Origin of the sequence: Hymenobacter sp. BT188, assembly GCF_014333585.1 — a bacterium.
In the GTDB taxonomy this organism is placed as follows: domain Bacteria; phylum Bacteroidota; class Bacteroidia; order Cytophagales; family Hymenobacteraceae; genus Hymenobacter.
Genome location: NZ_JACSCW010000003.1, coordinates 580030 through 606743, shown reverse-complemented (window position 1 = coordinate 606743; position 26714 = coordinate 580030). Strand labels below are relative to the sequence as shown.

The window sequence follows — 26714 nt, the reverse complement described above, 5'->3', positions numbered from 1 at the left end:
TTCGCGGACTGCGTTCATCTCACCGGCCCGATCTTTTTCACTCTTCCAGTACATGGCGTCACGTTCCCCCAGCTTAGCCCCTCCCCCTACACCTTGGCAGCGCCTGACCGGCATGCTGGATTCTGAACGTAAGACTATTCGCTTTATTCTTATTTATGCCATCATCACTGGCCTGATTAGCCTTACGCTGCCGCTCGGAACCCAGGCCGTTTTCAACCTCGTCTCGACGGGCGCCATCTTTGGCTCCACGTACATTCTGATTGGCGTGGTTGTGCTAGGCTTACTGCTGGGCGGTATCCTGTTAATTGGCCAGATGACAATGGTGGAAGCCATTGAGCAGCGCTTATTTGCCAAGGCAGCCCTGGAGTTTGCGTATCGCCTGCCACGCATTCAGCCCGAGTCCTTGAATGGTCAAAACCCACCAGAACTTGTCAATCGCTTTTTCGACATTCTGACGGTTCAAAAAGGACTAAGTAAGCTGCTGATCGACCTAATATTTGGCGCCTTCCAGATAGTCTTCGGGCTGCTCGTTCTGTCTTTTTACCACCCCATTTTTATTGCCTTTGGACTGTTCACCATCCTGATGCTTGTGCTGATTTACGTTATGCACTACCGGCGGGCACTGCGCACGAGCATTCAGGAATCGGCTCATAAATACGAAGTGGTCGATTGGCTGGAACAGGTAGCTAGCCGGCTGCCGGAGTTTCGCCATAATAAGGAGCAGCAACGAGCGGCCATTATGCGCACCGACGAGCTGACTGCCGAGTATCTGCGCTCCCGCAACGGCCATTTCAAGGTGCTGAAATACTATTTCGGCTACGCGATTTTCCTACGCACTATCCTCATTGGAGGGTTGCTCATCGCCGGCACGCTGTTCGTGGTGTCGCGGCAAATGAGTCTGGGGCAGTTTGTAGCCGCTGAGGTCATCATTGTGCAAGTCAGCAATGCTATTGAGAAGCTGGTCACCAGTATCGGTACCATCTTCGACATGCTGACTGGCGTGGAAAAGCTTGCGGGCGTAACCGATTTACCCTTACTCGACAACGCTACGACGGAAACGCATGCTTAATGTATCCAAACAGAATATCTCCCGGAAGGCGTGGGAAGAGTTTTCCCTTACTACTCGGCAGGAGCTGCTCGACCCTAAGAGTGGGCGCCGCTTGGGCCACGTCTTACTCGTGATCGGTATTGCTTTTGTAATTGTCCTGTTTCTGCCCTGGCGCCAGACCATTCAGGGTACCGGCCGCCTCACCGCCCTCACACCCCAAGACCGCCCCCAAGCGGTACAGAATGCCATTGCGGGCCGTATTGAGCGCTGGGCCGTGCGCGAAGGGGAGCTTGTAAACAAGGGGGATACGTTGTTGACAATCTCCGAAATTCAGGACGAATACTTCGATCCTAACCTACCAGAGCGCCTACGCGAGCAGCTGGCCGCCAAGCGCGGCAATGTGGCCGCCAGTGCCGCCCAGATTGCTGCCTCTAACCAGCAAATCGAAGCTCTCCAAACCGGCTTGACGGTGCAGCTAGCCGCCGCTGGAAACCGGGTACAGCAGGCCCGGAACACCGTTACCATCGACAGCGCCGATTTGGTAGCTGTCACCAACTTCTACCAGATTGCCCAAAATCGGCTGGCACGCTACGAAGAAGGGTTTAAGAATGGCCTATTTTCTCTCACTGATATTGAGACGCGGCGCTTGAAGCTTCAAGAGGATTTGGCCAAAGTGGTAGCCCAGCGCAACAAGCTGCTGAATACCCGCCAATCGTTCAGCAATGCCCGCATCGAGCTGGCGGAAATTCGAGCGAAGTACCAGGAAACATTAGCCAAGACGCAGTCCGACCGAAGCTCGGCCGTGTCTAGCCGGGCTAGCTCGGAGGGCGAAGTGGCGGCCTTGCGCAACCGCATCAGCAATGTGGAAGTGCGACGCGGGCTCTACATCGTGCGTGCTCCCCAAACCGGCTATGTTGTGCGTACGCTCAAAGCTGGCATCGGCGAAACCATCAAGCAGGGAGAATCTATTGCTACTCTCCAGCCTGAAGCTCCTGTGCTAGCGGCTGAGTTGTACGTGCGGGCCATGGATGTACCGCTCATTCAGCGGGGCCGGCAAACCAGGATACAGTTCGATGGTTGGCCCGCTATTCAATTTTCGGGCTGGCCCTCCGTGGCAGTTGGCACGTTTGGGGGCGAAGTAGCAGTAATCGACGTAGTCAGCAATACCGATGGCCGTTACCGGCTCCTCATTCGCCCCTCCCGAACGCGCCAAAAAGACCACGCTTGGCCCCAGCAGCTGCGAATTGGGTCAGGCGTATACGGTTGGGTAATTCTGGATTCGGTGCCGGTATGGTACGAAATCTGGCGGCAGCTCAATGGGTTTCCTCCCAGCCTGCAAGCTGAGCCAAAAAACATTACACCTACTCAGGGACCACCCGACGAAATGGTAAGTTCGTCATGAGGTCTTTCATCTGTTCGAACCGATTATTTGGCTTGCTGGGGGGCTTTTTTCGGTTCCTGATTGTGCTCATCGTAGCGTGGCCCACTATTATCGTGCAAGCGGTGGCTCAGCAGTTGCCAGTCTCACAGCCACTCCCAAGCCAAAGCAAACTGCTAGCTGAGCCGCAACTCGTTGATACTGCGCAAGTATTTTCGCTTCAGGACTTAGCCGAAATAGTATTTGCGCATCATCCCATTGTGAAGCAGGCGGCGCTCCTGAGCGCTAAGGCGCAGGCAGAAGTACTGGAAGCTCGCGGGGGCTTCGATCCGCAACTGGGCGCAGGCTTCAATCGCAAAGTATTTGGCGGCACTGAATATTATAATAAGTGGGCTAACGAGCTCACGGTGCCACTGTGGCCCGGCGGCATCGACCTGACAGCCGGCTACGACCGGTACGTAGGCACGTACGTCAACCCCGAAACGAAGACTCCGGTAGCGGGGCTGGCGGGAGTTGGTTTGTCGGTACCATTAGGACAAGGATTATTGATTGATGCCCGACGCAGCACTTTGCGGCAGGCACGCATCTTGGTGACGGCCGCCGAGGCCGACCGCGTAAAGAAAATCAACGAAGTGTGGCTCCAAGTAGCCAAAGATTACTGGAGCTGGTACTATGCTTATCAGCAGGCTGCGCTTATTCAAGAGGGCCTGGATTTGGCTGAAACTCGTTTCCTAGCCATTAGCCGCAAAGTAGACTTGGGCGACGAGGCTCCTATTGATTCCGTGGAGGCCCGCATTATTGCTCAGGACCGGCTTGTAGAGGCCGAACGGTTGCAGCTGGAACTGCAAAACGCCCGTCTTGTGCTCTCCAACCATCTCTGGAACCAGAATGCGCAGCCCGTGGAGCTTCCCGAACGCGCTGTGCCCCAGCCCGCTCGCCGCGACGGGGTAAGCGCTCAGGAGTTTAGCCGGCTCACTGATCAGGCGGCAAAGCAGCATCCAACGCTGATCCGTTTGGGGGCCGAAATCCGGCAGCTGGGTATAGAGGAACGCTATCGGCGCGAGTTGCTGAAACCCCGCATCAATGTGAGTGGCACGCTGCTAAGCCAAGGCGACTTTTACCGCACAGAATTGCCCCCCACGTACGATTTTGGCCGCAATAATTATAAGCTGGGAGTAGACTTCGCGTTTCCGCTGTTCCTACGGCAGCAGCGCGGCCAGCTTCAGCAGGTTCGCTTTCAGGTACAAGAGACGGTGCTGGAACAGCAGCAAAGCCAGCGCACTATTCTCAACCAACTTACGGCTGCCTACAACACGCTTAGGGCCTACGAACGTCAACTCACGGTTCAGGCGCTCACTATCGCCAATCAGCGCACCCTGCTACAGGCTGAGCTGGAAAAGTACGACTTGGGCGAAAGCACTATCTTCCTCATTAACAGCCGAGAAACCAAGCTAATTGACCTGCGCATCAAGCAGGAAAGTATGCGGGCTAACTATGAAAAATCGTTGGCCGAGCTATATTACTATGCCGGTACCCGCCTGACAGGCCTGGAGTAAGCTGATTATAGTTGTCGGTTGTTGGCCGTTAGATAGTAGCTTTGGTTTTCCGTAGCGTCTAGCTACTGGCCCACCTGCTGGTTTCTACCAAACCGAAACCGGCACCTGACCACCACTAACCGGCAACTCAATTTATGTCGCCCACCCTTATTCTGAGCCTGATTGCAGGCTACTTTGTCATTCTTATCGTCATTGCGCTGCTTACTTCGCGCAAAGCAACCAGTGAGAGTTTCTTCGTTGCCAACCGAAATGCCCCCTGGTACATGGTGGCTTTCGCCATGATTGGCACCTCGCTATCGGGCGTCACATTTATTTCGGTGCCGGGCATGGTGCAGTCCCAATCGTGGAGCTACATGGCCGTGGTCATGGGGTATCTGGTTGGTTATCTAGTCATTGGTTTGGTACTAATGCCGTTGTATTACCGCTTGCGGCTGATGTCAATTTATGGGTATCTGGAGCAACGCTTTGGGTTTTGGAGCTACAAGACCGGAGCGCTTTTCTTTTTGATTTCGCGGGCGGCGGGCTCGGCCTTGCGCTTGTATTTGGTGGCGGGTGTGCTGCAACTAGCCGTGTTCGATGATATGGGCGTGCCGTTTGTGGTCACGGTGATTGTCAGCATTATGCTTATTTATCTCTACACCTTCCGTGGGGGGTTAAAAACCATTCTCTGGACTGACACTTTCCAGACGTTGGCCATGCTCACCTGCGTGGGCGTGAGCATTTATCTGGTGTCGTCGGAGTTGAATTTGGGCTTCGCTGACTTGGTGCGCACGGTGAAAGAGAGCGACATGTCGCAGATCTACTTCTCCGATGTCAAAGACGACAAGTTTTTCTGGAAGCAATTCGCCTCCGGTGCCTTCATCACCATCGTAATGACTGGCCTCGACCAGGATCTGATGCAGAAAAACCTGAGCTGCCGTAGCCTCGGCGACGCTCAGAAGAATATGTTCTGGTTTACGCTGGTGCTGGTTTTCGTCAATATTCTGTTCCTCACGCTGGGCGTGTTGCTTTATAAGTTTGCCGCCATAAAGGGCATTCAATTGCCTACCAACGCAGCAGGCAAAATTATCGGCGATGACGTATTCCCACTGCTGGCTACCGAGCACTTCACCTTGTTTGCGGGCATCATCTTCATCCTAGGCATCGTAGCCGTTACCTATGCCTCTGCCGACTCGGCCCTTACGGCGCTTACTACCTCGTTTTGCGTCGATTTCCTCTCCATTCGCCAGTACCCCGAGGCTAAGCAGACGCAGTTGCGTCAAATCACCCACCTGGGTTTCTCAGTGGTGCTCATTGTTATCATCCTGATTTTCCGGGCCATTAACGACCAGAGCCTTATCACGGCGGTGTTTAAGTTGGCGGGCTACACATATGGGCCGCTGCTGGGCTTGTTTTCCTTTGGCATTCTGACCACCCGGATGCTGCGCGAGCCGCTTGTGCTGCCGGTATGCATCGCGGCGCCGCTTCTCACCTTACTCATCAATGCCAACTCAGAGGCGTGGCTGGGGGGGTATAAGTTTGGCTTTGAAATCCTGCTGCTCAACGGATTGATTACGTTCCTGGGGTTATTGGCTATTTCGCGGTCGGCGGTACCAGAAGCAGTGCCGGAGTTGAACCCTGCGCGCTAATAGTTGTTGGAAAAAGGATAGCCCGCTAACTGGTTCGTACCTTTGCCGTACGCACCTAGTTGGGGCAATTTGCCCCCCAGTCTGGTTTATCCCTTTCGCCACGTGAAAACATTTCTTCTTCTGTTGCTGCTTGTGAGTTTGCCGGCTGTTGTATGGGCGCAGCAGACTACCAAAGCTCCCGTCGTGTTAAAGCCTGGCCAAATGCAGGCGCAGGCCAAACCTGCCGCCAATCGGCCGGATGTACCCCCGCAGTTTCCGGGTGGCGCACAGGCAATGAATGATTTTTTTCAGAAGCAAGTAAAGTATCCGGCCGTCGCGCGCGACAAGTCTATTACGGGCAACGTGGTGACGACTTTCACCGTGGAGGCAGATGGGCGCGTCAGCAAACCTGCGGTTATTACCAGCCTGTCACCGGAGTGCGATGCCGAAGCGCTGCGCGTGCTTTCGCAGATGCCAGCCTGGAAGCCTGCTACCCGCAAAGGGCAGCCGGTAGCCGTGCAGGTGCGCCTGCCCGTGCCATTTGGCAATTCATCAATTATTGAAGTGGAGAAGCCCAAGGGTAAAATGAAATACCAATAAGTAGCGAAGATTAAGACATGAGTATAGGCAGATAAGAAGCACAGGTTGGTTGTACTACAATGCTATCATTGGCCTGCACCTTAGCCTTGCTTCCTCTACTTACTTCTAATATAAAGAATGGCCAGAAGTGGAATGAACACCAGCGGCACGACCCTTGATCCGGATGTGCCCAAGAAGAAATTAACCAAGGAAAGCTTCAAACAAGGTTTGCGGATTTTCCGCTATGTGCTGCCCTACCGCACCAAATTCATCGTGGGGATGGTATTACTGGCTTTGTCCAGCGCCACGGTGATGGCCTTTCCCTGGGTTATTGGCAAACTAACCGATGCGGCCAATGGAAGACCGTTTGTAATGCCGAATGGCGACGCGCTTACCATTGATACTATCGCGGTGGGCCTGTTTGTGATCATTCTGTTTCAGGGCATCTTCTCCTTTGGGCGGATTTGGTTTTTCACGCAGGTAAGTGAGTTTACGGTGCGCGATATTCGGCAGGCCCTGTATCGGAAGTTTGTAACGCTGCCCATTCCCTACTTCGAGAAAAACCGCGTCGGCGCCATCACCTCGCGAATCACTTCTGATGTGGGCCAGATTCAGGACACCTTCTCACTTACGCTGGCTGAGCTTTTTCGCCAAATCACGACGCTGGTTGTGGGCACCGTTTTTATCATGATGGTATCGGTGAAACTGTCGCTGTTTATGCTGGCGACGTTTCCACCTATTGTGCTGTTAGCCATGTTTTTCGGGCGCAAGATACGGGTATTGGCCAAGGCAACACAGGATGAGCTGGCCAAGACCAACGTCATTGTAGAGGAAACCCTTCAGGGAATTAATACGGTGAAGGCGTTTACCAATGAGCAGTTCGAAACCAACCGCTATACAGCGTCGCTCACCAATACCGTCAGAGCCGCTTTGCGCAGTAACCGCTACCGTGGAGGGTTTGTGTCGTTCGTGATTGTTGGGCTGTTCGGGGGCATTATTCTGGTGCTGTGGCGCGCGGCTACGCTGGTAGCTGCGGGTCAGATGACCATTGGTGACTTGACATCATTCGCGCTTTACACCATCTTTATTGGCGCTTCGGTAGGTGGCCTGGGTGAGCTTTATGGCAAAGTTCAAACGACGCTGGGTGCCTCAGAGCGAATCCTCGAAATCCTCGACGAGCCATCGGAACCGACGCACCGCCCCCGCATGGCCGGTATCGCTCCTTTGCAGGTGCGCGGCGATATCGATTATCAAAACGTGGCGTTCAGCTACCCCACCCGCCCCGATCTTCCGGTGCTCAAGGATATCAGCTTTGATATCCAGGCCGGCGAAAAGATTGCCTTGGTGGGTCCTAGCGGCGCGGGTAAAAGCACTATCGTACAGCTGCTGATGCAGTTTTATGAGTTGAGCGCGGGCAAAATCCTGATCGATGGCCGCGACGTGCGCCTGTTTGACCTCACGGAACTGCGAAGCCACATTGGCATTGTACCCCAGGAAACTTTGCTTTTCGGCGGCTCTATTCGCGAGAATATCGCCTACGGCAAAACTGACGCCACCGACGCCGAAATCACGGAAGCTGCTCGTAAGGCCAACGCTTGGCAGTTCATCTCTTCCTTCCCCGAAGGCTTGGATACCGTGGTGGGCGAGCGGGGCATTAAGCTCTCAGGCGGGCAGCGTCAGCGCGTAGCTATTGCCCGTGCCATCCTGAAAAATCCCGCCATTCTCATCCTCGACGAAGCCACTTCTTCCCTCGATTCGGAGTCGGAAAAGCTGGTGCAGGATGCGATGGATGAGCTGATGAAAGATCGCACCAGTATTATCATTGCTCACCGCCTTAGTACCATCCGCAAAGTCGATAAGATTCTGGTTATCGACGGTGGCCGCATTGTGGAGCAAGGCCGGCACGAGGAGCTCTCAAACAGCGAAAATGGGCTGTATGCTAATTTGTTAAAGCTACAGTTCGAGTTGTCGTAAACTAGCAGGGTGGTTGTAGTCGTTAACTTCTATATTTAAGAGAAGCCAACTATAATGCCCTCCTTATGACTTACCGTATTTTAGAAAAGCCTCGGGCGAGGAGAAAATCACGTATTCGCCTTTTTGCACCCGACGTAAACCCATCTGGGGGGCTTTTCTTTTGGTTACTGCCGTTTTTCCCCTGTCTACTGCCCGTTTCAAGTTGCCTGAGCCTTATGTGCAACTAACAAGTTCTAGTGGCAGTGGGTGCCTTAAAATACCTGAAGGGAGATTAGGTGTTATAAGTATTGACAAGCAGAAACGGCTGTACTTTTCGTTTGATGAACCATATCAATCAGAAATAATTAAACGGGTTGCCGCTAGACGCAAAGTTCGTTTTACTACTGACCAGCTAGTAGAGTTAGATAAGATGCCGTTTCTATCTATGGATATTAGGTATCTTCCAGAATACTTATCACTTCCTGTATATCAGCGTAATAACATCGACCTATCAGGCATCCCATCTAGACTTGATAATCATATAGATGACCAATTGGCTGAATACATAGCAGCAGCTCATTCTGTTCTTCACTATAAGAATGGTCTGTACCCCTTTTTTTCCATCTGGGCTGATGCTAATCTTGAGTCTCACGAAGTGCAGCGTGTGATTTGCCTGTTGCAGCAGCACAATGTGAATAGGATCAACTTCGCAACTATTATGGAAATGAAGGATTCGGCTCTCTTTTTCTAAAGCTGCACCATCATGCAGTTTTGCCTACTTTTACGGCATTCAAACCACCACCAATTCCCTCCGATGACCAATTTTTTCAAGACTACGAGCGCCGCTCTAGCCCTAAGCGCCATGCTATTAGCTGGCAATGCCAAAGCTCAAATCAATACGCCGCAGCCTAGCCCCCTCAGCACCGTTACGCAGCGCGTTGGCCTGACCGACATCACTATCACCTATTCGCGCCCCAGCGCGAAAGGTCGTACGGTAGCCGGCACGCTTATTCCGATGGGCAAGCGCTGGCGCACGGGCGCTAATGCCACCACAAAAATCAAGTTCTCAGATGAGGTGATTCTGGAAGGCAAAAAAGTGCCAGCTGGCGAATATGGCCTGTACACCATCCCTAATAAGGACACTTGGGCAGTAGTGTTGAGCAAGAACACTAAGCAAGGAGCTAATGTAGATGACTTTAAAGATGAGGACAACGTAGCTACCATCTCAGCCAAAACGTACAACTTGGCCAACAAGGTGGAAACCTTCACCATCAACTTCAGCGACCTCACGCCTGCCACTGCCAATGTGGATATGCAGTGGGAAAATATTGGTGCCAAATTCCGCATCACCACTGAAGTTGACTCCAAGGTGATGGCTCAAATCAACGAGAAAGTAATCAAAGGTGCAGCCACTGCTACTCCCGCCGACTACGCCGCTGCCGCCGTCTACTACCTCGACAATGACAAGGACATGAAGCAGGCGCTAGCCTGGATGCAGAAAGCCAACGAGAAAGATCCTAAGTTCTGGAACGTGCACACGGAAGCCAAAATCCGTATGAAAATGAAGGATTACAAAGGTGCTACCGCCGCCGCTGAGCAGTCGAAGAAACTGGCTACCGAAGCCAAGAACAATGACTATGTAAAGATGAACGACGAGTTGATTGCCAGCGCCAAGAAAGGCGGCGCAATCAAGTAAACTTGCGTTTCATAAGTTAAAAAAGCCCCCCAGATAGTTTCTGGGGGGCTTTTTTGTGTTGATAGTTCAGGTATATTTCGTAGGTGAGAGAATAGCTACCGGCCTACCTGTGGACCTCTAGGCAGAATTTGTTGCCCTATAGTAGCCAGCAGCATCACCAGAGCACATCCAATAATGTTGTACCATAGATAGGCAATGTTGGTGGTCTGAAATAGCAGGAAAATCAACGCTTGCGTAACTACAGCAGCCCAGAAAACAGCGTTTCCCCCGATTTTCTTCATAAAAAAGGCCACCACGAAAATGCCCAGAATGGTGCCGTAAAACAGGGAGCCCAGGATATTAACAGCCTGAATCAGGTTTTCTAGTCGGGCGGCGTACAGGGCGAAGGCAATGCCTAGCACGCCCCAGGTAATAGTGGCCCAACGCGAAACGCTTACATAATGCCGCTCATCGGAGCGCGGGCGCGCGGGCTTATACAAGTCGATGACGGTGGTAGAAGCTAGGGCATTGAGGCCGGCGGCGGCACTGCTCATGGCCGCACTCAGCACCACCGCAATGAGCAAACCCACCAAACCGCGGGGCATATATGTAAGCACGAAGGTCAGAAAGACATAATCTGTGTCTTTGGCCTCAGCTAAAGGAGCTGCCTTCTTGAAGAAGGTCTGCGCTTCCGTGCGCAACTCTCGAATAGCGGTTTGAGCGGTTTCTAACTGGTTTTGGGCAGTTGCTAATTGGCCTGCGTTATTCTCTTTTTGAAGTGCCGCTACTACCTTTTCGGTGGCGGCGCGCTTTCCTTCAAAAAGCGTGGCGTGGCGCTGCTCCAGATCCTGGAGCTGGGGGGCAAATTCGGACTGCTTCGCAATTTGCTCGCGTACGGGCCGGTTGAAGGTGAGAGGTGGTTGGTTGAACTGATAAAACACGAACAGCAATACTCCAATCAGTAAAATCCCAAACTGCATGGGCACTTTCACCAAACCATTCATGAGCAAACCCAGCCGGCTCTCGGTGATGCTGCGGCCCGCCAGGTAACGCTGCACCTGGCTCTGATCGGTACCGAAGTACGATAAGGCCAGAAAAAGCCCCCCAGTCATGCCCGTCCAGAAATTATAGCGGTCGGAAGGGTCAAACGTAAAATCAATGAGGTTGAGTTTGCCCTGATTGCCCGCTACCTGCATGGCCTCGCTAAACCCCACGCCGGGGGGCAAATAATGCACGAGCAGATAGCCCGCCACCACCATGCCCGTAAAAATTACCGCTACCTGCCCCTGCTGCGTGACAGCCACCGCGCGGGTGCCGCCCGCCACGGTGTAGCTGATCATCAGCCCCCCAATCAGCCAGACGGTGAGGTTGATGTTCCAGCCCAGGATAGCTGATAGCACTAGCGCCGGCGCGTACAGCGACAGGCCATTGCTCAGGCCGCGCTGCACTAGAAACAAGCCAGCGGCCAGCGTCCGGGTGCGTCGGTCGAAGCGCGTTTCGAGGTATTCGTAGGCCGTAAAAACCCGCAGTCGATGATAAATGGGCACAGCCACGGCCGCAATGAGTACCATAGCCACCGGCAGCCCGAAGTAGAACTGAATAAAGCGCATCCCATCGTCGTAGGCCTGGCCGGGCGTACTCAGAAAGGTGATGGCGCTGGCTTGGGTGGCAATAATGCTCAGACCAATGCCCCACCAGTTAGCCTGGCGTCCACCTAATAAGTAACCGTCGAGGGTGCGGCCGGCGGTACGCGTGCGCCACGTTCCATAGCCTACAATAAAAAGCAGTGTGCCACCGAGTACCAGCCAATCGAGTGCACTCACGCGAACCAGTAAGTTAAAAACGTGAACCCAATCAACTCTATCACTAGTGCGCTAATAACCAGCGTGTACCAGCCGCGCCACGTGGCAAAAAGCGGCGGTTTGTTCGTATCAGTGAGCAGCGGGGCTAACGGTTCGGGGGTGGGGGGCATTTTTACTGGTGAAACGTGGGGCGGGTGGGTATAGAGAAGGGCGAAGGAATAAAGGTTCAGGTTGCATCCGGAACGGATGAGACAGAATACACTGTGCGGGCGCGCAGCCACCAAGTGCCGAGTTCAAAACCACAAGTCAGCAGCAGACTGAGATGTATGGACGCTACTACATCACTGAGCCAATGTACTTCGAGCCCGACACGTCCCACCGCAACCAGCGCAATAATACTAAGAGCTGCTACTCGCAACTTCGGGAAGCGCAAGGCTAGTGGCATCAATAAACCCGCTATCCAAGCCGTATGACCTGAAGGAAATGCATCAAACTGCCCAGCCGATTGCCAGAAGCCAGCATCCGGGCCTACCGGGCTCAATACTTCAAACGGCCGGGGCCGATTAAAATACACCTTGAGAATATTCATTAGCCCTTCGCTTCCGATTAGCGTGAGCAGAGCAACGAGCCAGACGGTGCTAGTAGGGTACTGCATTAAACGCGTTATCAGAGACGCAAGTAAAAGCACTAGCCAGCCGATGGGTAAACCATGATAGAAAAAGCGTTCATGCAGCCATTCCGAACCGCGCATTACCAGCTCAAAAAATGGCTTTAAGCTATCGCCGTAGCTACGAACTACTCTTGCCAATGGCTCATCTACTAAAAAAATAAGCAGCAATAGTAGAGGAATAGCAACGAAGGTTGAGCGCACCATCAGTTGCCAATACTGACTGATACCCTTCATCGAGGTGAAGCTTCTGCTCATTGATCTTACTTACCCAACGAAATCATATTCGTCAGCAGACGATAAGCACCGGGCACTCCAGCCGGCAACTCCCTGAAAAACGACAGCCCCGTATAGATATAGTGCCCCTTGCCATAGTCAGCGACCAGAATAGCGCCGTCTTTGGGTGACTCGCCGGGGTCGTTGCTGCTAATGATGGGCTGATACTTCGCATCCCACTGGCTCGGGTAGTACAGGCCCTGCTCCTGCACCCAGCCTTGAAAGTCGCGACTGGTAATTTTGTTCGGCGTGTTGAGCAGCGGATGTTGGGGCTTCAGGAAGCGTACTTCGGCATTTTCCACCGTTACCCGATCGTTGGACAGCTTAAATGGATACGGCCCGATTTCGGGCAGCACCGTACCCCGGTTCACGGTGTACTGCACAATCAGATTGCCGCCGCCTTGTACGTATTCCAGGAGCACCGACTGCAAAAAACGCAGTCGGTCCACGGTGTTATAGGCGCGCACGCCCAGCAGCACGGCATCGAAGCGGCGCAGGTTGGCGGGCGTAAGGTCGGTTTCCTTGAGAGTCGTTACCTGGTAGCCAATCTGGCGCAACGCATCCGGCACTTCGTCGCCGGCGCCCATGAGGTAGCCGATTTCGTTGCCTTTGCGCTTCAGGTCCAGCTTGATAAGTGGGGCCGAGGCCTCAGGGAAAAGGGTTTGGGTGGGGATATGCGTATACACAATCGGCTGGTAGCCACGTGCGTATGCCTGTCCATCCACGGTAGCTACCACGCGCAGCTGACCAGTGCTTTCGGTAGTGCCCGTAGGCCGCACCCTAAACTCCAGTGTTTGCTCCTGCTCCTTGTTTTGCAGGACGAACGGCAATGAAGCAGGCTCAGCTACCCAGCCGGGGGGCAAATTCAGCGCGACAGTGCCCCGCACCCCGGCCCGCCCGGCCTTCACCGTAACGGGCACAAGCTTAGGCTGATTATCCGCAAACACATAGGCTTTGCCACCAATATTTACGGCCACCGGCGGCACTACCGTCAGAGGCCGATATAGCTCGCCTTCCACCGGGTCGGTGCGCTTGTACTGCACCGGTACCGTATAGAAAATAGGAGTGCCTGTTACGTTCAACAGGCAACCTACATAGGCGCTGGCGGGGTTTTCGGGCGTACCAATGAGGTTTTGCCGATTGATCAGCAGGGCAGCAGGTTCTTTTTGCCCTCCAGCCGGTACTATGCGCTGACCAGTCACGGGACCAAGCAAGGCCGAGGAACCGCTTTCGGCTATCAGCAGCTTTTCTGGCACCGCATACATTCCCACCGTACCTGGCAGCCGCAGCCAATAAGGCTGCGATGCCTCTACCTGCGAGCTGACCTGGAAGCGCAGCCGCACCCGGTTCAGTTCACTCACACCCAAAGACTTATTTAAAGTAGTATCACGCTGATAAGCTATCAAACCAGTTCCCACCCACGTCACGGGCACCGTAGAGCGGTTGATAGCTTCCACCGTCACGGTAACGGGTTGGCCGGGCGAGGTGGTAGCCTCGGCAGCCGTAGCCTCCAGGTACAATCCCAGGCAAGCTTTTATTAACTGTTCTACTTGCTCCTGCTTTTCCTTTTTCCAAAACCCATCATCCGGTGCCTTCAATAAAGCCTCGCGCACTTTCAACAAACTGGCTACACTGGCGGCGGGGTTGGCGGGGTCAAACTCCTTTATAGTCTGGCTCACCAGTTTGCCGACGGGCGCGCCACCTTTTATGCGGTTCCAGCTCAGATCAACGCCTTCCAAAAGGTCATTCTGTGCCTTCGCTCCTTTCAGTGGCTCCAAATATTCGATGGCCTCACCCCGCGTGGCGGCTGAGCCAAAGCCCTGGCTCTTATGCTGAGAACGGCTGGTAGCCGCAATTTCACCGTAGCTTTTGCCCAATAGCGAGTTGTAGCTACCCGCATCCACCACGATCTTACCAGTAGCGTCAAACTTCTGGCCTGGCTGAATAAAAAAGGTAGAAGTATTCCAAAAGAGCCGCTTCGGCTGCCACGCCTGCACATACTGGAGCTGCTCTGGAAAGCGCTTGGGGTCGCCGGCTGCATCGAAGGCGTCGAGGGCGAGTTGGGCGCTAGCGGTATGATGGCCATGTGTGCCGCTGGGCTGGGGCGAAAATCGCGTGATCAATACATCGGGGCGGCGCTGTCGAATAATCCAGACCATATCGGCGAGTACTTGCTCCCGGTCCCAGATGGTAAAGGTTTCTTCCGGAGTTTTGGAGAAGCCAAAATCGTTGGCGCGGGTGAAAAACTGTCGACCTCCATCAGTACGGCGAGCCGCCAGCAATTCCTGTGTCCGAATGACGCCCAGTCCCTCCCGAATCTCCGGACCCACCAGATTTTGCCCCCCATCGCCCCGCGTGCAGCTCAGGTATGCTGTTTCAAGTAAGCGGCCGTTGGCTAAGTAAGCAATTAGTCGGGTATTCTCGTCATCTGGGTGAGCAGCAATGTAGAGTGCCGAGCCCAGCACATTCAGTTTGCGCAAGCCCAAAGCAATGTCAGCAGCTGAATATGATTTAGGAGTTTGAGCTGAAGCCAACAGCGGCAGAAACAGCAAAAGCAGCGCAGTGCGCGAAAACACGAAAGTCATTGTGTGACAGTTAGCAGCAGAAAGCCAAAGGTAGTTGATAAAAAAAAGGAGTCGAAATACACAATCCAGCCTATTTACAAAACTCATATTCGATTAAACAACTCCTCACAAATAGAACTTTAATCAGATATATTAATTTTTAACACAAAAATTATACAAAATAATATAACTTCTTACCTACATTTGCCCGTATCAGGACATTAAAAATCAATTCTGCCTATATGAAATCTTTACATATTGCATTAACAGCTTTGGGGGCCGTTATTTTCTCACTGGGGACACCCCAGGCCGCGCAGGCTCAGTTTCGCACGCCTACTATAGATGGAGCCTCCAGTCTCGCCGAGTATGGTAACGAGTATGCAAGCCCCACTAATGACGATCCGAATTTAAAGTGGCGCATCACTTGGGATGACACCAATCTTTACGTTGCCATTGAAGATGCCAACCTTCAGGAGGGAGCCATTCTTTACTTGGATGTAGATCCTCAAACACCAGTAAATACCACTGGCAGATTAAAGGGCTTCAATAACTACCTTAGTACCAACGGCAATCTTCCCATTGAGGCTGACATTGTTATCTACGCGGAGAAGTTTGAGCATCAATTCCGGCGCTATGACCGGCAGGCTGGCGTATGGGGTGAAAGACAGGTATGGGGTATTACCGCCGCTGATGGAAATTCATACAACGGCCTTGGTCAGTATGCTGATAATGCTACTGGCGAAGAAACTGGTAGTGAGGATTGTGAGAATGGTGTTAGTGATGATGTTAATTGGAGTGAATGCAGGCCAGAAACCAACTTCTCAGGTACGGTAAAAGAGTTCTCTCTTCCCTGGTCAGCAATCGGTGTTCTTACTGATCCTGCTAATCCTAACAGCCCGCGTAAACGCCCAGAGAACTTCAACTGGTTTGGACATATCCACTTTGCTTATGATCCAATCAGTAGCGATGATCCAGATACGCCACAACAAGAGCCAAATATTCCGAATGATTTCCTTGGTGGAATATATGGTCAAGTGCCAAGAGAAAATGAAAATAGTGCTCGTCAGAACGATATCCCTGAAAAGGGGCTGAAATATGTCGACTATAACTGGTCTTACTATTTTACTGTTCTAAATACGTCAGTCGGTTCAGATAATACTGCTTTTGGTCCACGTCTTGGTCCCGATAATACGCCTGTATACAGCTATTCGCATACCGGTGAAAGCATAGCCAACTTTGGTAGTTTTCGGGCTTATGATTTCACTGTTAATACCCCTGGAGCTACTATTGCTCGTACTGATAAGAATCGTGACGGTAGCGACATTATATTTCCCAACACCGCAGAGTGGAATATTCTGGGTAACTTGGTTGTAGGTCCTACTAGTACCCTTAATCTTGACCCTGCTGCTGCTCCTGTCTACATATCCCGTAACCTTATACTTACCGTTTCTGAGATTGGCACCGGCGTATTCTCTTTCCAAAACACAGCCGATAGAGCCATCTTAGGCGTGGGTGGCGATATAATTTTTACCGATCCTGCCTCCTTTCAAACTACTGCACAAGTTAATTTGACGGGCAATGGTCCGCAATCAATAAGTGGTGACACTTATCGGGCGCTAACTGTACAAGGATCGGGTATTAAAACACTGATTGGTGGCAACCTTACCATTTCGTCGCGTTTGACTTTAGATAACGGCACATTAGCTACCGGCGCCAATCAAGTGCTACTAGATGGTGCTGCTAATTTGGAAGAAAACAACGGCTACTTGCTAGGTAGCATTCTGACCACAAGAACTATTAACAATAACGCGCCTTCCAACTTTGGGGGTATCGGTCTAACCTTAAGATCGAATGTAGGGCAGCTAGAAACTGTTACAGTTGAGCGGATAACAGCTGGCTTCGGCGTGAATGGAGACCCAACTAATCCAAGTTCCAATAAGACAATTCGGCGGCGTTTTAGAATCCTTTCAACACGTGAAACCGCACCTAACAGGACCCTTGAATTCACTTATCGAAATGCTAACCCAAGCGAGTTAGAGGGAAACAACCCTGCTAACCTACAACTGTATAGCTCAGTAGATCGAACTGGATTTTACTCATCAGTTGGAACAGTTACTCCTGCATCTGGCCCCAGTACGTCGAACACTGCTACCCTTATTTTCAACGGGTCTCTGACTTTTAATAACAACTACTTCTCGCTTAGCTCCAATAATGCCCCATTACCAGTTGAACTGATCAGCTTCACTGGTAAGGCAGAAAATAAAACTGTGCGCTTAACATGGGCTACGGCTTCGGAGCTGCAGAACAAAGGTTTTGAGATCGAGCGCCGCACCGTTTCAGGTGAATGGACAACTCTGGGCTTTGTGGCTGGTAATGGTACGAGCAGCCAGCGTAATAACTACACCTATGTTGACCGCTCAGCTAGTGCTGGCAACAACTACTACCGCCTGCGTCAGATTGATTTGGATGGCAAGTCGGTGTATTCGCAGCCTATAACTGTGCAGCTGGGTGGTAACGGTCAAATGGCCTTCTCGGTAAGCCCAGTACCTACTACTGATGTTCTAACCATCAACGGTTTGTCGGCTGGCAAGCACGTAGCTGAAATCTATAATGCTCGTGGCCAGCGGGTAATGCGCCAAGAGTTTAATGACTCTACGCCAGCTGCACTTTCGGTGCGCACCCTCCCTGTAGGAGTGTATATGATACGTGTACTAGGTGCTAATCGGAGCACACAAAATGCCCGCTTTATAAAGCAATAAACTTTCTTCAGTTTTCTTTCTAGCTTCGGCGCAATGGCTTCCATTGCGCCGAAGCTTTTTTATAATCGCCTTCACTCGTCAACTTAGGGGGCAAATTACTCTGCCTTACCCTCGCTGCATGTCTACTACCCTACACCTACAAGACCTTTATATTTATCCGATTAAGTCGTTGGGGGGCATTCGTCTTCAAGAAGCTACAATCGAAGCCCGCGGATTACGCCATGACCGTCGCTGGCTGATTGTAGATGAGCATAATCAATTTATGACGCAGCGTCAGACGGCTGAGATGGCCCTGCTTCAGGTGTCGCCGGCGCATAACGGTTTCCTGATTACGCACCGCAACCGTCCAGATCTATTACCGCTATTCGTTCCTTTTGAGGCTACGCCAGAGCGCAGCTTATTCGTCACTATCTGGGATGATTTTGTGTTTGCCTGGCGCGGCGAGCGAGCAGCCGACGAATGGCTTTCGGATGCGCTCAACTGTACCTGTCGCTTGGTGTATATGTCGGATATGGCCATACGGCCCGTCGATCCTGAGCTTAATTCAGCCGACGCGGTGGTGAGCTTTGCAGACGCTTATCCTTTTCTACTTATCGGGCAAGGTTCACTAGATGAGTTGAACAATCGCCTCACGGAGCCGGTACCAATGAATCGCTTTCGGCCCAACCTAGTATTTAGTGGTGGCCTTGCCCACACCGAGGATACTTGGCAGGAGTTCCGAATTGGTGACCTTAGTTTCGGGGCTGTGGAGGCATGCGGTAGATGCGTAGTGACAACCATCGATCAGAATACTGGCCAGAAGAACCCTGAAACGCTACGCACACTTGCCTCCTACCGCACGCTGGGGGGCAAAGTTATGTTTGGTCAAAACGTGACAGGCCCCGGCTACGGCCAGCTACACATTGGTGATGAGCTGACAGTAGTCAGCTACAAATAGAAGCTATATTCTTATCTACTTTCACCCTAATTCCTTCCAAGTAGTAAGGATAAGAGTGAGCGCACGAAAAATTATTAAGCTAAAGATTATAAGAAATTATATATGAAAAAAATCATTTTTTGTACTTAAAGATTATTTTTTTCATATATAATTTCATCAGAAGTGATTACCGTGAGATTCGGACCTACAATCGGGAAACGGAACAGTGGAGAGAACCAGTTGTATATCCTGGGCAATATGCTCAGGTTGGCACCGAGGCACGCGACCAACCGCGGATGCGAGAATTCTCTATTCATTGGGCTATAATAAATGGCGCAGGAGGACAACCAACGAACTTTAACTGGCTGGAATATATCGCCTATAATAACCCCCAGGGAGGCCGCGCTTATGGTCAAGTACCAATAGCAAATCCACAAGGCATTATTGGTACTAGCGCAAATTTCGTTCGCTACTTTACTGTATTGAATACGGCAACCGGAAGCGCTTCGAAAGCATTTGTGCCAAATAGCTTAGACAGCTATTCGCATTCTGGAGCCAACGTCACTGACTTTGGGGGATAAATGTGTATGACTTCACGCTGAATACCCCTAGCGCATTAATTACTTGGGTTGGCGGCACTTCAACTTGGAACGTGCAGGGCAATCTTCGGGTGGGCAGCAGTACTCTTAATCTTGGGGATGCACCTGCTCTTGTTACTGTAGCTGGTGATGTAAATGTGCTGGAGACTGGTGCTCTTCGTTGCTTGAATGAAGATGGAAGCTTGGAAGTTAAGGGAGACATTCAGTTCGATAATCCAGCTTCATTTGATACCAAAGCCGCTGTTCGACTGGCGGGCAACGAAGACCAGACCATTAGTGGCGGCTTGTAACGGGCGTTAACGATACTCGGCAACGGCACCAAGACGTTAACTAGTAACAACCTGACTGTTGCGCGGTCATTGATTTTGAATGGGAGCACCCTGGTTACTGGTTCCTACCGCGTTGATTTAGGTACAACAGGTAATTTATTGGAAGGCAATGGATACTTATTAGGAACCGTCGAAGCTACTAGAATTATCAATGGGCCGGGCTCCAATAGCTTTGGCGATATCGGTTTATCATTGATTTGACCAAGTGGTGCCCAAAGCTTTCCTGGCTCTGTGCGGGTTCAGCGCATCACGGGAGGATTTGGTATTGATGCTCCCACCAATGTTCCAACCGCCAACAAGACCATTCGTCGTCGATTCTTTATTAACGCTTCGAACGATAACACTATTACCATCATTCTCGCCTTTACTTATTGTTCGGGTAACCCAGATGAGCTAGAGGGAAGTAGTGCTTCTCAATCACTAAGCTTGTACCAGTCGACTAATCGGGTTTTGGGTTATGCGTCTGTAAACCCAGATTCAGACGTTCATGACAATCAAAACCGGACTGTAGTCTACAATGGTTTACTTAATCTCAACAAGTACTTTCCCTAGCTGATGGACGTAATCCCCTCCCAGTTGAGTTGATCAGCTTCACGGGCAGAGCGGAGAATACTGCAGTGCGTCTGACGTGGGCTACAGCCTCCGAGAAGCAGAACATAGGCTTCGAAATTGAGCACCGCACTGACTATAGTGAGTGGAAAAACCTGGGTTATGTAATGGGCAATGGGACGACCACCCAGCGTAATAGCTATATTTATGTAGACCGCTCGGTCGTTGCGGGCAACAACTACTATCGTTTGCGTCAGATCGATCTGGATGGCAAGTCGGTGTATTCGCAGCCGGTAACGGTGCAGTTGGGAGTGGTAGCTTTCTCGGTAAGCCCAGTGCCTACTACCGATGTATTGACCCTCAATGGACTGGGAGCCGGCAAGCACACAACTGAAATCTATAATGTTCGCGGTCAGCGGATAATTAGCCAGACTTTCTCGGATGAAGCGGCCATTACGCTTACGGTGAGCACGCTGCCAGCGGGCGTATACATGGTGCGGGTACTTAGCCCCGATCGGAGCGTGCGCCAAGCGCGCTTCATCAAGCAATAAGTTTGCTTCGCTTTCTTTTAGCTTCGGCGTTCTGGATGCTCCAGGACGCCGAAGCTTTTTTATGGAACCTTACTACTTTACAGACTATTGATTGCTCGACAGTAATCCGTAAACACACTTTCACATCTGGAAGAAAACGTATCCAACCAGATGTTCATTGAAATTTGCCCCCCATGAATCTTGCACCCGTTCTGAGTTTTCTGCGCGAGTTAGCCGATAATAATAACAAGCCTTGGATGGATGCCCATCGGGGTGAATACCAGCGGGCGCGGGCCGAGTTTACCGAGTTGGTAAAGACGGTACTACAGGGTTTGCAGCAATTTGAACCAGAGTTGGCGGGCCTCGCCGCGGCGGCCAGTCAGTACCGCATCAATAAAAACGACCGGTTTCAGCAAAGCGATGAGCCTTACAAGAAACATATGGGCGCAGGCTTTGCCCGCGATGGGCGACACTCCCCGTGGGCCGGCTACTTTCTGGCGGTTGGCCCGAATGGCACTAGTTGGGTGGGAGCCGGCAAGTGGCGCCCCGAAACACCAGCAGTAGCCCGTATTCGGCAGGAGATTCACTATAACGCCCCTGCGTTTCATGCGCTGCGCCAAGAGGCAGATATGGTTCGCTACTACCCCGATGGCTTGGAAGGCGAACGGCTACAGCGCCCGCCTAAAGGCTACGATAAGAACGACCCTGACCTAGAGTGGTTGAAGCTGAAGGATTTCTTTGTGTCGCGCTCTTTCACCGATGCGCAGGTGCTGAAGCCGAACTTCGCGCAAGAAGTAGTCATCTCTCTGAAGGCTGCCCAACCCTTGGTTCGCTTTCTGAATCAGGCACTTACTGAAGGCTAAGCACGTAAAAGCTCTCTATGGGTGTTATCCGCTTGTTCATACATAAAAAAGCCCCCCAACTATATCGGGGGGCTTTTTTGTGTATGGCTAATTATTATTAGAATAGACCAAATAAAGTGCTATTGATGCGGTCAATGATGACACCTAGGTCCTCAGGGTTATTCACGTAATCGAGGTTGTTCACATCGATGATGAGCAGCTTGCCTTCCTTATAGCTGCCGATCCACTGCTCGTAATGCTCATTGAGATGCTTGAGATATTCTATTTTGATGTTGTTTTCGTAATCGCGGTTACGGCGCTCAATCTGCTGAATGAGTTTAGGTAAATCGGCGCGCAGGTAGAGTAGCAAGTCTGGCGGATCGACCATGCTAATCATCGAGTCGAACAGGTTACGATAGTTATCGTAATCGCGCTCAGCCATCAGGCCCGATTGATGCAGGTTGGTAGCGAAAATATGCGCATCCTCGTAAATCGTGCGGTCCTGAATAACGCCTTTATTCGCCTTCTGAATTTGTTTAATGCGCTGCGTTTGGCGGAAGCGGCTATTCAGGAAATACACCTGCAAATGAAACGCCCACCGGGGCATATCATCATAAAAATCCTTCAAATAAGGATTGTGATCAACGTCTTCGAGAAATACTTCCCAGTTGAAGTGATGCGCTAGCTTATTGGCTAGCGTGGTTTTGCCGGCTCCAATGTTTCCGACGATGGCGATGTGCATGAGCGAGGTGGGCAGCTAAAATGTGAGGCGCAAAAGTAGCGCATCAACACCGAAGCCCATCTATAATCTCCCCCGAACCGCCTCAACTTGCTCAAATAGCAGCTTAGCGGTTATCGATGATTTCTTTTACGTCGCGGGCTTTTTCCAAAGTCCGAAATTCAGCTTGCCACGACCGCACGTCTAGGCGGTCTTTGGTGGGCAACTGGGTGCGCACTTCCTCATAGCGCGCATTGAGGCGAGACAATACAGCGGAGGCTTGGCTCCATTCGGCGGCCGTCCAGCGGCGGCGCTGCTCGCGAGTGGTTTCTAACAAACGAGCGTACAACTCAGGCAACTCAGTGGCTCGGGCCCGGTTGATGTTAACGTTTTCTCCCAGCAGGCGGCTCTGAACCTGAGCAACTGTCTCGGGTTGGCGGGCAGCGCTATCGAGGCGCTGCTGCTCAGCGGCCCACGTCTGATAGCGCTGTTTCTGAGCGGCATATTCGCGGCGCGACTGCACCGACAAGCTATCGGTGGCGCGGTCGAGGCGGGCGCTTTGGCGGTCATAGTCGGCCATTACGCTGGGCCACTCACGGCGGGCTCCTTCTTCAGCACGGGTCACTTTCTCATTTACCCAATCACTGAAACGGCGCAGGTCGCGCTCCACAGCAGAAACTGGCTTGGTGGAGGAAACAGGCTCTTGCGTCTGTTGGGCGGTGGCAGTTAGCGGAACAAGTATTACACTAGCAGCTCCGAAGAGGGTGGAAAGCAAAATATTTTTCATGGTGAGTAAGTAGAGAGTGGCCTAAAAACGCCCGCCAGGGGGCAATTTATTGCTGGCACAATACAATTTCCGTCCCAAAATGCCTCCTACTAGCAAGAATGCACGTTTGTTATCCTAAAATTTGCGTTTTTGCAGCTTATGCCCGCCACCGATACCGCTTCCGTCAGCATTCAGCCGGCCACCTTGGCTGATATTCCGACTATTATTCAGTTGGCCGAAGCCACCTGGGAGCCCACTTACCGCTTCATTATTTCGAAGGAGCAGATTGATTACATGTACCGCGTCATTTATACGCCGGCTTCGCTGGAACGCCAGATGACGACTGAGGGGCACGTGTTTTTGCTGTTGCGCACCGATGGACACCCAGCTGGCTACGCTTCCTTTTCGCGGTTGCCGGAGCCCGCAGAAGCTATCTTTAAGCTGCACAAAATCTACGTCTTGCCTTCTCACCAGGGCCAGCATCTGGGGCAGCAGCTCGTGCTAGCCGTAGAAGAAGCCGCTCGCGTGGCCGGTGGCCATGCTTTGGAGCTGAACGTAAACCGTTATAACCCAGCTATTAGCTTCTACGAGCGGCAGGGCTTCCAGCAGCACCGCGAGGAGGACGTTCCTATCGGGCCCTACTGGATGAATGACTACGTGATGCGCAAGGAGCTGAAGTAAGCGTTTCCGTTTTCAGTATTCAATCGTATAGGGGATGGCTAGTTGAGCTAGCGGCACCCAATAGCATACCCATCACCAGAAAAAACTCATCAACCAAACAAGACATGGCCACTAAACTCACTGTACTAAGCAACGGCTCACTCCGCGTGGAGGGCGACATCGAACTCGTTGATGCCCAAGGCAATACCTATGGCCTCGGCGGCCGCGAACGAATCAGCATCTGCCGCTGTGGGCTTTCCAGCAACAAACCTTTCTGCGACGGCTCGCACAAAGGCCACTTTGAGCACGATGCCGTTGCTTTCGACCTGCCCGCTCCAAAAGTATAGAGCTCCCTTTTTCGAATACTAAAAAAGCCCCCCAGAAATATTCTGGGGGGCTTTTTTAGCGAATAAGTGCCAAGAGTTTATGCGTCAGCCAGAAAATTCACCAGATCCACATACTCCTTGCGGGCATCGTCCTGCGACTTGCCGCTGATGCCGGCCCAGGCGTCGTATTTGGCTATGGCCTTGAAGTCGAAGCCGCCCGGACGGTCGCCGGATACGTCGCCTTCAGTCGCTTGTTTGTAGAGGGCGTAGAGCTGGAGCAATACTAAGTTGGAGGGCTTGGTGGGCAGTTGTTGGGCACGCTGGGCGGCAGCTTCAAACTCTTCGGTAGTGGCCATGAGGGTCGGGTTTTGAGGTAGGAGTAACGGGTTATCTTGTAGGAGTTGCGAGTTACGAGTTTTCTGCTGCACCTTGCAAATAGTGCGGGAATCGGATGTGTATCTGGCAAGCCTGCATTAGCCCACTTACCACCACCAAACCCCTATCTCATGCGTCTTTTTACTGCGCTCCTGGGGGGCTTTTTGTTAAGCCTCTCTTCTGCTCACGCCCAAAAAACCTACGTGCAGTGTGGTCGTCTGCTCGACGTGCGCACCGGCCGCATTCAACCCGAAATGACTATCGTAGTCGAGAAAGGGCGCGTGGCCGGTGTCCAAAACGGATATGCGGCCGGCAACGGTACTGACAAGGTAATTGATCTGAAGAATAAAACCGTGATGCCCGGCCTGCTGGATATGCACGTGCATCTGGAACACCAGACAAGCAAGACCAATCAGCTCGATGAGTTCATCAAGAACCCCGCCGACGTAGCTTTTGAATCGCTGGAGTATGCCCGCAAAACCCTCATGGCAGGCTTCACCACCGTCCGCGACCTGGGCGGCTCGGGCGTGAATGTGGCGCTGCGCAACTCCATCAACCGCGGCCAGGTGGTCGGGCCGCGCATCTTCACGGCCGCCAAGTCGCTCTCCGGCACCGGCGGGCACGCCGACCCCACCAACGGCTACCGCCAGGATTTGATGGGCAACCCTGGCCCCAGCGACGGTGTGGTAAACAGCCCCGACGAAGGCCGGCAAGCGGTGCGGCAGCAGTATAAGAACGGCGCCGACCTCATTAAGATAACTGCTACCGGCGGCGTGCTCAGCGTAGCCAAAGACGGCAGCAGCGCCCAGATGACGGAAGCCGAAATCAAGGCCATCGTAGAAACGGCTCGCGACCTGGGGCTGAAAGTGGCCTGCCACGCCCACGGTGCCGAAGGTATGAAGCGCGCCATCCGGGCCGGCGTAAACAGCATCGAGCACGGCACCCTCATGGACGACGAAACCATGAAGCTGATGAAGAAATACGGTACCTGGTACGTGCCCACCATCACGGCCGGCAAGTCAGTGGCTGATTCCGCCAAGATTGCGGGCTATTATCCGGCTTTGGTGACGCCAAAAGCCCAGAGCATCGGGCCGAAGCTGCAAGCCACGTTTGGGCGGGCATACAAGGCGGGCGTCAAGATTGCCTTTGGCACCGATGCCGGTGTATTTCGCCACGGGGCCAACGGGCTGGAGTTTGCTTACATGGAGGAGGCTGGAATGCCGCCTATTGAAGCGTTGCGCGCCGCTACTGTTTACGCCGCCGACCTGCTCGGCCAGAGCGACCAGCTAGGCACCCTCGAAACTGGCAAGGTCGCCGACATTGTAGCCGTAGATGGTGACCCGCTACAGGATATTACCACCATGCAGCGCGTACGTTTTGTCATGAAGCAGGGCATGGTATTTAAGCAGGAATAGGCATGAAGCTTGCCTAACCGAATTAGGCACTGAAAACCGAGAATGAATCGGCCATTACGAGCTACTATAGCACGTACTATAGCCCTTTCATCCTCGGTTTTCTTTTGCACTAAATCTATTCTCTACCTTTTTTATCGCATGAAAATTTTTACTACCGTAGCTACGCTATTGGCCTTGTCTGCCGGGGTGCCTGCCCTAGCTCAAACGCAATTGAATACCCAGCCGCCGGCTCAGCCATCTTCACCCATGGCTCCTGCTACCCGGTCTACCATCTATGCCGGACAGCCAGCGCCCGCTGCTGGTCCCATGCTTAGCCGTTACCGTACTTCTTCCCTGGGCATCGACTTGGGCTGGGGCGGGCCGTATGGAGGCATCGGTTTTTACTACGCGCACATGGTTGGTGAGGGCACGGACGTGAATGCAGGCCTTGGCTTGGGCGTGGGGGGCAAAATTGGTGTTGGCGTGCGGCATTTCTTCAGCCCGGCCAAAGCTGTTTCTCCTTATATCGGCGCCAACTTATCTCGTTCGGGAAAAATAGATGACGTGCGGATTGCACTGAATGAAGGCACACCTTCCGAAGAAGAAGCGTATTATAATTTGTCGGCGAGCGGGGTGCTTAATCTACGCACTGGGTTTCGTTGGCAGCCGGGCCGTGTGGGGCTTATTGGCACGCTAGGCTACGGTGTGCGCTTCACCGGCGACCCCGTTACGTACTCAAACGGCTACCGCCCCTCTCAGGAAATGCGCGATCTAGTTAACGCGGTTAGCCCCGGCGGTTTAGAAATCTCTTTGGGTATGAGTATTGGCTTAGGGCAATAAGTATTT

General features: G+C 52.4%; 24 protein-coding genes. 18 read left to right on the top strand and 6 right to left on the bottom strand.

The genetic code is table 11. The features are described from left to right. Positions 1 to 52 precede the first annotated feature (52 nt). From H8B13_RS10705 to H8B13_RS10670, 8 genes are all read left to right on the top strand, one after another. Positions 53 to 1069 (top strand): ABC transporter ATP-binding protein, encoded by a 1017-nt coding sequence (locus tag H8B13_RS10705; protein ID WP_166074537.1) that lies wholly within the window; start codon positions 53 to 55, stop codon positions 1067 to 1069. After that, positions 1062 to 2450, top strand: coding sequence for an HlyD family secretion protein (locus H8B13_RS10700; RefSeq protein WP_187310780.1), 1389 nt, complete (start codon positions 1062 to 1064; stop codon positions 2448 to 2450). The genes H8B13_RS10705 and H8B13_RS10700 overlap by 8 nt, the downstream gene beginning before the upstream one ends. Beyond that, positions 2447 to 3982 (top strand): TolC family protein, encoded by a 1536-nt coding sequence (locus tag H8B13_RS10695; RefSeq protein ID WP_187310779.1) that lies wholly within the window; start codon positions 2447 to 2449, stop codon positions 3980 to 3982. Before H8B13_RS10700 ends, H8B13_RS10695 begins: the two co-directional genes overlap by 4 nt. 134 nt (positions 3983 to 4116) lie before the next feature. Continuing rightward, positions 4117 to 5610, top strand: coding sequence for a sodium:solute symporter (locus H8B13_RS10690; RefSeq protein WP_187310778.1), 1494 nt, complete (start codon positions 4117 to 4119; stop codon positions 5608 to 5610). A 102-nt stretch (positions 5611 to 5712) separates the two neighbouring features. Further along, the gene (locus H8B13_RS21560; protein ID WP_187310777.1) at positions 5713 to 6189 is read left to right on the top strand and encodes an energy transducer TonB; all 477 of its coding nucleotides are present in this window, start codon (positions 5713 to 5715) and stop codon (positions 6187 to 6189) included. 117 nt (positions 6190 to 6306) lie between these two features. Continuing rightward, entirely contained in the window at positions 6307 to 8142 is a 1836-nt protein-coding gene (locus tag H8B13_RS10680) for an ABC transporter ATP-binding protein (RefSeq protein ID WP_187310776.1), read from the top strand. Positions 8143 to 8302: 160 nt separating this feature from the next. Beyond that, positions 8303 to 8872 carry a hypothetical protein gene (locus H8B13_RS10675; RefSeq protein ID WP_187310775.1) on the top strand — a complete coding sequence of 190 codons (570 nt, stop codon included), beginning with the start codon at positions 8303 to 8305 and terminating at the stop codon, positions 8870 to 8872. Between the two features lie 63 nt (positions 8873 to 8935). After that, positions 8936 to 9817 (top strand): DUF2911 domain-containing protein, encoded by an 882-nt coding sequence (locus H8B13_RS10670; protein ID WP_187310774.1) that lies wholly within the window; start codon positions 8936 to 8938, stop codon positions 9815 to 9817. Positions 9818 to 9912: 95 nt separating this feature from the next. Here H8B13_RS10670 and H8B13_RS10665 read toward each other — a convergent pair whose 3' ends face one another. The 3 genes from H8B13_RS10665 to H8B13_RS10655 form a co-directional block, all read right to left on the bottom strand. After that, positions 9913 to 11619: a sodium:solute symporter family transporter gene (locus H8B13_RS10665; protein ID WP_187310773.1), complete on the bottom strand. Its 1707-nt coding sequence runs from the start codon at positions 11617 to 11619 to the stop codon at positions 9913 to 9915. 205 nt (positions 11620 to 11824) lie between these two features. Further along, complete coding sequence (locus H8B13_RS10660) at positions 11825 to 12523, bottom strand: phosphatase PAP2 family protein (protein WP_187310772.1); 699 nt, start codon at positions 12521 to 12523, stop codon at positions 11825 to 11827. 5 nt (positions 12524 to 12528) lie between these two features. After that, positions 12529 to 15126 (bottom strand): PIG-L family deacetylase, encoded by a 2598-nt coding sequence (locus H8B13_RS10655; protein WP_187310771.1) that lies wholly within the window; start codon positions 15124 to 15126, stop codon positions 12529 to 12531. Positions 15127 to 15347: 221 nt separating this feature from the next. On the opposite strand from H8B13_RS10655, the gene H8B13_RS10650 reads away from it, so the two are divergent. The 6 genes from H8B13_RS10650 to H8B13_RS10625 all read left to right on the top strand — a co-directional run bounded on the left by H8B13_RS10650 (position 15348) and on the right by H8B13_RS10625 (position 21650). Further along, on the top strand, positions 15348 to 17864 hold the full coding sequence (locus H8B13_RS10650) for a T9SS type A sorting domain-containing protein (RefSeq protein ID WP_187310770.1): 2517 nt from the start codon (positions 15348 to 15350) through the stop codon (positions 17862 to 17864). Positions 17865 to 17982: 118 nt separating this feature from the next. After that, the gene (locus tag H8B13_RS10645; RefSeq protein ID WP_187310769.1) at positions 17983 to 18801 is read left to right on the top strand and encodes an MOSC domain-containing protein; all 819 of its coding nucleotides are present in this window, start codon (positions 17983 to 17985) and stop codon (positions 18799 to 18801) included. 275 nt (positions 18802 to 19076) lie between these two features. Further along, complete coding sequence (locus H8B13_RS10640; RefSeq protein WP_187310768.1) at positions 19077 to 19361, top strand: hypothetical protein; 285 nt, start codon at positions 19077 to 19079, stop codon at positions 19359 to 19361. Between the two features lie 2 nt (positions 19362 to 19363). Continuing rightward, positions 19364 to 19669, top strand: a complete 306-nt coding sequence (locus H8B13_RS10635) for a hypothetical protein (protein ID WP_187310767.1) — start codon at positions 19364 to 19366, stop codon at positions 19667 to 19669. Between the two features lie 620 nt (positions 19670 to 20289). After that, on the top strand, positions 20290 to 20808 hold the full coding sequence (locus tag H8B13_RS10630; RefSeq protein ID WP_187310766.1) for a T9SS type A sorting domain-containing protein: 519 nt from the start codon (positions 20290 to 20292) through the stop codon (positions 20806 to 20808). Between the two features lie 173 nt (positions 20809 to 20981). Next, the gene (locus tag H8B13_RS10625) at positions 20982 to 21650 is read left to right on the top strand and encodes a DUF2461 domain-containing protein (protein ID WP_187310765.1); all 669 of its coding nucleotides are present in this window, start codon (positions 20982 to 20984) and stop codon (positions 21648 to 21650) included. Between the two features lie 97 nt (positions 21651 to 21747). Here the strand turns inward: H8B13_RS10625 and H8B13_RS10620 are convergent, their stop codons facing one another. Together H8B13_RS10620 and H8B13_RS10615 are read right to left on the bottom strand one after the other, a co-directional pair. Then, positions 21748 to 22371, bottom strand: coding sequence for a deoxynucleoside kinase (locus H8B13_RS10620; protein WP_187310764.1), 624 nt, complete (start codon positions 22369 to 22371; stop codon positions 21748 to 21750). Between the two features lie 103 nt (positions 22372 to 22474). Next, positions 22475 to 23134, bottom strand: a complete 660-nt coding sequence (locus tag H8B13_RS10615; RefSeq protein ID WP_187310763.1) for a hypothetical protein — start codon at positions 23132 to 23134, stop codon at positions 22475 to 22477. Between the two features lie 138 nt (positions 23135 to 23272). Here H8B13_RS10615 and H8B13_RS10610 point away from each other — a divergent pair, with 138 nt between their 5' ends. Beyond that, positions 23273 to 23794, top strand: a complete 522-nt coding sequence (locus H8B13_RS10610) for a GNAT family N-acetyltransferase (RefSeq protein WP_187310762.1) — start codon at positions 23273 to 23275, stop codon at positions 23792 to 23794. 104 nt (positions 23795 to 23898) lie between these two features. Continuing rightward, entirely contained in the window at positions 23899 to 24120 is a 222-nt protein-coding gene (locus H8B13_RS10605; RefSeq protein WP_187310761.1) for a CDGSH iron-sulfur domain-containing protein, read from the top strand. A 77-nt stretch (positions 24121 to 24197) separates the two neighbouring features. Here H8B13_RS10605 and H8B13_RS10600 read toward each other — a convergent pair whose 3' ends face one another. Then, positions 24198 to 24455, bottom strand: coding sequence for an acyl-CoA-binding protein (locus tag H8B13_RS10600; protein WP_187310760.1), 258 nt, complete (start codon positions 24453 to 24455; stop codon positions 24198 to 24200). A gap of 150 nt (positions 24456 to 24605) precedes the next feature. Here H8B13_RS10600 and H8B13_RS10595 point away from each other — a divergent pair, with 150 nt between their 5' ends. Both H8B13_RS10595 and H8B13_RS10590 read left to right on the top strand, forming a co-directional pair. Next, complete coding sequence (locus H8B13_RS10595) at positions 24606 to 25889, top strand: metal-dependent hydrolase family protein (protein ID WP_187310759.1); 1284 nt, start codon at positions 24606 to 24608, stop codon at positions 25887 to 25889. Positions 25890 to 26027: 138 nt separating this feature from the next. Then, the gene (locus H8B13_RS10590) at positions 26028 to 26708 is read left to right on the top strand and encodes a hypothetical protein (protein WP_187310758.1); all 681 of its coding nucleotides are present in this window, start codon (positions 26028 to 26030) and stop codon (positions 26706 to 26708) included. Positions 26709 to 26714 lie beyond the last annotated feature (6 nt).

Coding starts and splice junctions, on each gene's coding strand:
- H8B13_RS10705 (WP_166074537.1), top strand. CDS start 53: ATGGCGTCACGTTCCCCCAGCTTAGCCCCTCCCCCTACACCTTGGCAG.
- H8B13_RS10700 (WP_187310780.1), top strand. CDS start 1,062: ATGCTTAATGTATCCAAACAGAATATCTCCCGGAAGGCGTGGGAAGAG.
- H8B13_RS10695 (WP_187310779.1), top strand. CDS start 2,447: ATGAGGTCTTTCATCTGTTCGAACCGATTATTTGGCTTGCTGGGGGGC.
- H8B13_RS10690 (WP_187310778.1), top strand. CDS start 4,117: ATGTCGCCCACCCTTATTCTGAGCCTGATTGCAGGCTACTTTGTCATT.
- H8B13_RS10680 (WP_187310776.1), top strand. CDS start 6,307: ATGGCCAGAAGTGGAATGAACACCAGCGGCACGACCCTTGATCCGGAT.
- H8B13_RS10670 (WP_187310774.1), top strand. CDS start 8,936: ATGACCAATTTTTTCAAGACTACGAGCGCCGCTCTAGCCCTAAGCGCC.
- H8B13_RS10660 (WP_187310772.1), bottom strand. CDS start 12,523: ATGAGCAGAAGCTTCACCTCGATGAAGGGTATCAGTCAGTATTGGCAA.
- H8B13_RS10655 (WP_187310771.1), bottom strand. CDS start 15,126: ATGACTTTCGTGTTTTCGCGCACTGCGCTGCTTTTGCTGTTTCTGCCG.
- H8B13_RS10650 (WP_187310770.1), top strand. CDS start 15,348: ATGAAATCTTTACATATTGCATTAACAGCTTTGGGGGCCGTTATTTTC.
- H8B13_RS10645 (WP_187310769.1), top strand. CDS start 17,983: ATGTCTACTACCCTACACCTACAAGACCTTTATATTTATCCGATTAAG.
- H8B13_RS10640 (WP_187310768.1), top strand. CDS start 19,077: ATGCGAGAATTCTCTATTCATTGGGCTATAATAAATGGCGCAGGAGGA.
- H8B13_RS10625 (WP_187310765.1), top strand. CDS start 20,982: ATGAATCTTGCACCCGTTCTGAGTTTTCTGCGCGAGTTAGCCGATAAT.
- H8B13_RS10620 (WP_187310764.1), bottom strand. CDS start 22,371: ATGCACATCGCCATCGTCGGAAACATTGGAGCCGGCAAAACCACGCTA.
- H8B13_RS10615 (WP_187310763.1), bottom strand. CDS start 23,134: ATGAAAAATATTTTGCTTTCCACCCTCTTCGGAGCTGCTAGTGTAATA.
- H8B13_RS10610 (WP_187310762.1), top strand. CDS start 23,273: ATGCCCGCCACCGATACCGCTTCCGTCAGCATTCAGCCGGCCACCTTG.
- H8B13_RS10605 (WP_187310761.1), top strand. CDS start 23,899: ATGGCCACTAAACTCACTGTACTAAGCAACGGCTCACTCCGCGTGGAG.
- H8B13_RS10600 (WP_187310760.1), bottom strand. CDS start 24,455: ATGGCCACTACCGAAGAGTTTGAAGCTGCCGCCCAGCGTGCCCAACAA.
- H8B13_RS10595 (WP_187310759.1), top strand. CDS start 24,606: ATGCGTCTTTTTACTGCGCTCCTGGGGGGCTTTTTGTTAAGCCTCTCT.
- H8B13_RS10590 (WP_187310758.1), top strand. CDS start 26,028: ATGAAAATTTTTACTACCGTAGCTACGCTATTGGCCTTGTCTGCCGGG.